The 2,670-nt window shown below is 30.5% G+C and carries 3 protein-coding genes; all 3 read right to left on the bottom strand.

Annotation, left to right across the window (positions count from 1 at the left end):
• Window positions 1-660, bottom strand: a 660-nt coding sequence (locus tag GOQ24_RS14340; protein ID WP_208103232.1) for a hypothetical protein, incomplete at its 3' end; no start/stop codon positions are given.
• A complete protein-coding gene (locus GOQ24_RS14335) occupies window positions 657-1,850 on the bottom strand; it encodes a toll/interleukin-1 receptor domain-containing protein (protein ID WP_160340000.1) in 1,194 nt (397 codons plus the stop codon). The genes GOQ24_RS14335 and GOQ24_RS14340, both read right to left, overlap by 4 nt.
• Before the next feature lie 30 nt (window positions 1,851-1,880).
• Window positions 1,881-2,579 (bottom strand): hypothetical protein, encoded by a 699-nt coding sequence (locus GOQ24_RS14330; RefSeq protein WP_160339999.1) that lies wholly within the window; start codon window positions 2,577-2,579, stop codon window positions 1,881-1,883.
• Window positions 2,580-2,670: the final 91 nt, after the last annotated feature.

The following is a 2,670-nucleotide window of genomic DNA, read 5'->3' as shown; positions in this document are numbered from 1 at the left end:
CAAAGACATATAACCATAATCTTTCACGAACCTTTCATTCTTCAACTTTTCAGGAAAAACAGTATCATAAATTATTTTTGTAGCACCTCCAGTACTTGCTATAGGCAATAACAAAGCATTTGGATATCTATCGACAAACATTTTATACTCACCTTCTATATTTTTTTCCTTATCTCCATCTATTCCTTCCATACCACCAATAAATACAGCAGCAGAAAACTCAGATTCACCTAACATTCGTTCACGCATATGTAATAATGATTTATCTCGATCATCCTCGATAACATCTGTAAATTCTACATTTCTAAACTTATTGTTGTCTTCTGGAAAAAACTTTTCAAAAAATTTAGATTGGTACAACCGAACATGAGATGATATTTCTTCTTGAGTTCTGTGAAAAATAATTCTTTCTTGATCTTCCAAAGATTTTTTTGTAAACCCGTCTTCTCTTTCCACTTTATTCTTAATAGTTTTTTCCATTACATAATATATTAGTGGAGTTATAGATGGATGTCCTCCCCAAACTATTCTATGATGAGGAAGTACAAGTGTCGTTAATGCAATTACTGCGTCACGTATCGCTACAATATCCGCTGTATCATAATATTTAGCATCTCTTTCAGGTAAAGGAATACTCGCTGAAAGAAAGATGTTCTTCATTTTTTGTTCTCTAACCATGATTTAAACTCTTGCTTCTTTAATGTTTGAATGTCTTTTTTGAAATTATTGTTCAGCCAATCTAAATGATTTAACCATTTATCTCTTATTCTCAAATCATCATAAATCAAACGGATTGAAATATCTTTATGCTTTTCAAATTCATGGCGTATTTCAGCTGATTGGCAACTTGTCGATTGCGGTATTCCAATAGTAGGTATATATATTATTTTTTGACCACTTGGCAACTCTTCAGTTAAAAATTTTTCTGGTTGCACAGTGACCTCACGACCACATTGGTGAGCAATATTTTTAAATTCTGTAATTAAATTATCTTGTCTCGCTGCTAAATTCCTTGCTCTTACAGACTCCACTTCAATAAGTATATCTTTAATAACTCCGTCTACTAACTTAGATTGATCTTTGTTATTATAAATATTGCTTACAAAATCAAAGTCTTTTAATTGAATAGGATAACTTATATGGGATCCTACATCAATTTTTTTTATTTCATGGTTAGGCCAAACCAATTGCACAATGCCTATTTGCTTTGTCCCAGCTTCTGCAAACTCTTCTTTACACCAATGACTTTCTAAGAATTTTGGAGTATTTAATAATACTATTACATCACAATCTGTCATTCTATGCCATAGTTCATCTTGAAATGGCTCCCCCTTTCTAATGGAATGAGTGTCTAAAAAAACATCATAACCATAAGATTCTAAAGCTTCAAATAATTGTATTGCTACAGACGTTGATTCACTCCTTTTATAACTAATAAAAATCTTTCTCGTATTTCTTAACAGTTCAAACGCTTCTAAAACAATATTAGCAATTCTATCTACTTCTTTATATTTGTAAGGAATAGCATTTTGATTAGCTAATATGCAAGGTATTTCCTTCGAAAAAGCTCCTTCTTCATTCCCAAAATAAATAGGTAAAATCATGGTTCCATCTTTTAATAACTTGCTAGTTATATCTAAATGTTCATGTACACCATCTTGATTCCCAAGATATAAAGCAAATGCAGGTTGATTACCTTCATATTCTTTTTGAACATCATTTGCTTGAATTATTTTTAATATAGATTCGGGTAGACCTAATTCCTTTATTTTTTCATTTACTTTTTGACATATTTCAGTAATTGCATTATTTTCTGTCCCAAGTAAAATCAATTGATATTTATATTTCATTTTTTTCGTATAATTTAAAACTAAATCGACTTATTTCAAAACCTCTGCAATATGCCAAATCAAACGTTCTCTTGTGCCTAAATCTAAAGCGCGTTGACCACTAAGCATACTTGTAAAGAAAATCCTAGTACCTTTTAATTCTGCTGGTTGAAGGATAACATGCGTTCCTACTTTTGGATCAAATTTAGTTTCAATCCAATCACCTAACCAAACAGCAACCTCATTTCCATTTTTATCATGGTGTCTGTTCAATCCCAAAAAGGTTCTTATTAAACCATTACTAGCGACAATTACTTTTGGTTTTGTACGCAATAGTCTTTCTTTTAGTACTTCAAGTTGTTGAGCAAGAAATAACCTGCCTGGTTCATTATTCATAAAAACCTTTTCAATTCGAGCTTGCTTCGTTTCCCTAAAAACAAAAAGATCAAAATGAGTCCACTTTAAGTCTATTTGATAAACTTCTTTTAATCGCTCTTCAATAGTGAAAAAGGGTTTGAAATAACTTAGATCTTTAGAAAACTCTTTTGTCCAAGGAAATATTCCATCAATTTTATCTCCTCCAAATGAAGGATTCATTCCAAGAAAAAGAAGATCCGCATCTGTTTCGTTTTCATCATACTGAAAAGTTATTCCTCTCTGTATGATTTCTTGAATATCATTAGATAAATGAGAGTTATTACTCGTAATTGATTTGTATTTTTCAATTAATTCGTCTAAATTTTTATACATGTTTTTGTTAAGTAAAGTGATATATTTTAACGTAAAAATATCAAAACAAAACATAAGAAACTAAAAGAAAAATGTGAAGCGTATATAATTC

Source organism: Myroides sp. LoEW2-1 (genome assembly GCF_009767705.1).
Lineage (GTDB): Bacteria > Bacteroidota > Bacteroidia > Flavobacteriales > Flavobacteriaceae > Flavobacterium > Flavobacterium album_A.
This window is presented reverse-complemented; position numbering and strand designations above follow the sequence as displayed.